Consider the following 3,008-nt stretch of genomic DNA (forward strand, 5'->3'; position numbering starts at 1 on the left):
CCACAGGCACCCCGACACGCGCGGGGATGTGAACGCTTGGTGTGGATCCGGCCACGTTGCCCCGGCACGCCGTGGACCCTGCGCCCGAGCGACCGTGCGGGGCGGCACAATCGGCTCCATGCCCACGAACCGTCGCCCGTCCACGCCCGGCGCCTCGCCGCGCCCCGGGGGCGGACGCAGCGGGGGAGGATCGCGCGGGGACGGTCGTTCGTCGACCAGCCGCGCACGGGGCACCTCCGGCCCGACGACGTCGCGCTCGGACGCGGGCACGTCCGGCAGGTCAGGGGCCGGCTCGGGCGCCTCGAAGGCCGGTCCCGCGAAGGGGGCGTCGAAGGACGCGAGCGCTGCCAAGGCCTCGGGGCCCGCGACCGGCGCGGGGCGCAAGCCGGCGGTGCCGCGCAAGCCGTCGACCACGTCGGCGGCAGGCGCGGGCGCCGGGTCGGGCACGGGCGGACGGTCCACCGCCTCGACCTCCCGGGCGTCCTCATCGCCGCGAACCCCGCGACCGAGCACCTCGACGCGGGCCCCGGCGCTCGCGGACCGCCGGCGCAGCCGCAACGGGTTCCTGCTGCCCGAGGTCGTGACGGTCCGTTCGCTGGTCATCGCCGTCGTCGTGCTCCTCGCGGTCATCCTGCTGCTGCCGACCCTGCGCGCCTACGTGAACCAGACGGGCGAGCTGCGCGCCCTGCGTGCCGAGGTCGCGGCGGCCGAGGCCGAGCGCGAGGACCTCCAGGTCCAGCTCGGGCGCTGGGACGACGACGCGTACGTGATCGCGCAGGCGCGCGACCGGCTGAGCTACGTGATGCCGGGCGAACGTGCGTGGCGGGTCATCGACCCGGAGATCGTCGTCGACGACCTCGACCCCGAGACGGGCCGGAAGGTCACCGAGGGGCCGGTCGGCGTCGAAGGGAACGACGGTGCGCCCTGGTACACCTCTCTCTGGCGGTCGGTCCAGCTTGCCGGGGAGCAGCCTGCTCCCGGTGACGCACCGGCCGACCTGGGGGGCGACGAGCCCCCGGCCACGGACGCAACGACGCCGTAGGTCCCACACCGCACCCGCTCGACGAGCGCGCCGGCAGCCACGGTCAGCTCGACGGGCTCGGGGAGGTCCGCCACGCCCTCACGTCCTCGGAGCCTCGCAGGACCGATTGCCGATCCGGCCGCTCGACCGGGGACAATGGGAGGGCGTCGGCTCCCGGCGCCGGACCAGCACCGCACGCCGCAGAACGGAAACCCCTCGTGAACGACTCGACCCCCTCCGCCCCGGACCCCGTGGACCGCGGTGGCGCAGCCGACGCCGCAGCCCGTGACACGGCACCGGTGACCGACCGCGGTCCCGCGCGCAGCGCCGACGCCCCGGCCGTCCCGGAGGCGGACCGTTCGCGTCCCGAGGTCACACCGGAGGATCTCGAGGTCCTGCACGAGCAGCTCGGCCGCCCGGCCCGCGGCGTCGTCGGGATCGCGGCGCGCTGCGTGTGCGGGCGCCCCCTCGTGGTGCACACCGCGCCGCGACTGCCGGACGGCACCCCGTTCCCCACGACGTACTACCTGACGAGCCCCGGGGCGGTCGCGGGCGCCTCGACGCTCGAGGCGAACGGCGTGATGAAGGAGATGTCGGAGCGCCTGACCCAGGACGAGGACCTCGCAGCCGCCTACGCCCGCGCGCACGAGCACTACCTCGCGGCGCGCGAGTCGCTCGGGCACGTCGAGGAGATCGCGGGCATCTCCGCGGGCGGCATGCCCGTGCGCGTCAAGTGCCTGCACGTGCTCGTGGGCCACGCGCTCGCGGCCGGACCGGGCGTGAACCCGCTGGGTGACGAGGCGCTCGTGATGATCTCCGGGTCGTGGCGCGCGGACCGCTGCACCTGCTGAGCCGTCGCTCCGCGGGCGGGCCAGCCGTCGCGGTGTGACGCTCGTGACGCCGACCGCCCTCGGGCGACGTCCGCGCCCGCCGCGGCGGCGACGGGTGGCACCCTTGATGTCATGACTTCTTCTCGCGTCGCCGCGATCGACTGCGGCACCAACTCGATCCGACTCCTCGTCGCCGACGTCGACCCCGTGACGGGCGTCCTCACCGAGCTCGACCGCCGTATGGAGGTCGTGCGCCTCGGTCAGGGAGTGGACCGGACGGGCAGGCTGGCCCCGGAGGCGCTCGCGCGCACGCTCGACCAGGCGGCCGAGTACGCCCGCGTGATCGAGGAGCTCGGTGCGACGCGCACCCGGTTCGTGGCGACGTCGGCGACCCGTGACGCGGAGAACCGCGGCGAGTTCGTCGAGGGTGTCCTGGCCCGCCTGGGTGTCGAGCCCGAGGTCGTGTCGGGGACGGAGGAGGCCGAGCTGTCGTTCCGTGGCGCGACGGGCGTGGTCGCGGCGAACCACCCCGGCCCGTTCGTGGTCGTGGACCTCGGGGGAGGGTCGACCGAGCTCGTGCTGGGCACCGACGCCCCGGAGGCCGCGTGGTCCATGGACGTGGGCTGCGTGCGCCTGACCGAGCGCCACCTGCGCTCGGACCCGCCGACTGGCGAGGAGATCGCGGCGGCCCGGGCCGACGTGCGGGCCGCGCTCGACACGGCGTCGCTCACGGTCCCGCTCGGCAAGGCCGCGACGCTCGTCGGGCTCGCGGGCTCCGTCACGACCGTGACCGCGCACGCGCTGGGGCTCGAGCGCTACGACCGCGACCGGATCGACGGCGCGGTGCTGTCGGTCGACCAGACGCTGGCCGCGTGCGAGGACCTGCTGGGCCGCACGCGGGCCGAGCGCGAGGCGCTGGGCTTCATGCACCCGGGCCGCATCGACGTGATCGGGGCGGGCGCGCTCGTGTGGGCCGAGGTCGTGCGCCGGGTGCGCGACGACGTCGCGGCCGCGGGCGGCGAGCTCACGTCGGTCGTGACGAGCGAGCACGACATCCTCGACGGGATCGCGCTGTCGATCGCGTGACCTGCTCCGTCGAGAAGTGAGTAGACGCCCCGGAATCGAGCGATTCAGGGGCGTCTACTCACTTCTCGGCG

Annotated in this window: 3 protein-coding genes; all 3 read left to right on the forward strand. The window is 75.4% G+C overall.

What is annotated here, in order from left to right; all coding sequences use genetic code 11:
• The first annotated feature begins 118 nt into the window (after positions 1-118).
• The 3 genes from ACFRCR_RS18055 to ACFRCR_RS18065 all read left to right on the forward strand — a co-directional run bounded on the left by ACFRCR_RS18055 (position 119) and on the right by ACFRCR_RS18065 (position 2,937).
• Positions 119-1,042 (forward strand): septum formation initiator family protein, encoded by a 924-nt coding sequence (locus ACFRCR_RS18055; RefSeq protein WP_377679509.1) that lies wholly within the window; start codon positions 119-121, stop codon positions 1,040-1,042.
• 374 nt (positions 1,043-1,416) lie between these two features.
• The gene (locus tag ACFRCR_RS18060) at positions 1,417-1,872 is read left to right on the forward strand and encodes a DUF501 domain-containing protein (RefSeq protein ID WP_336707892.1); all 456 of its coding nucleotides are present in this window, start codon (positions 1,417-1,419) and stop codon (positions 1,870-1,872) included.
• A 111-nt stretch (positions 1,873-1,983) separates the two neighbouring features.
• Positions 1,984-2,937: an exopolyphosphatase gene (locus ACFRCR_RS18065; RefSeq protein WP_377679511.1), complete on the forward strand. Its 954-nt coding sequence runs from the start codon at positions 1,984-1,986 to the stop codon at positions 2,935-2,937.
• Positions 2,938-3,008: the final 71 nt, after the last annotated feature.

Source organism: Oerskovia sp. NPDC056781, assembly GCF_042789955.1.
In the GTDB taxonomy this organism is placed as follows: Bacteria; Actinomycetota; Actinomycetes; order Actinomycetales; family Cellulomonadaceae; genus Oerskovia; species Oerskovia rustica.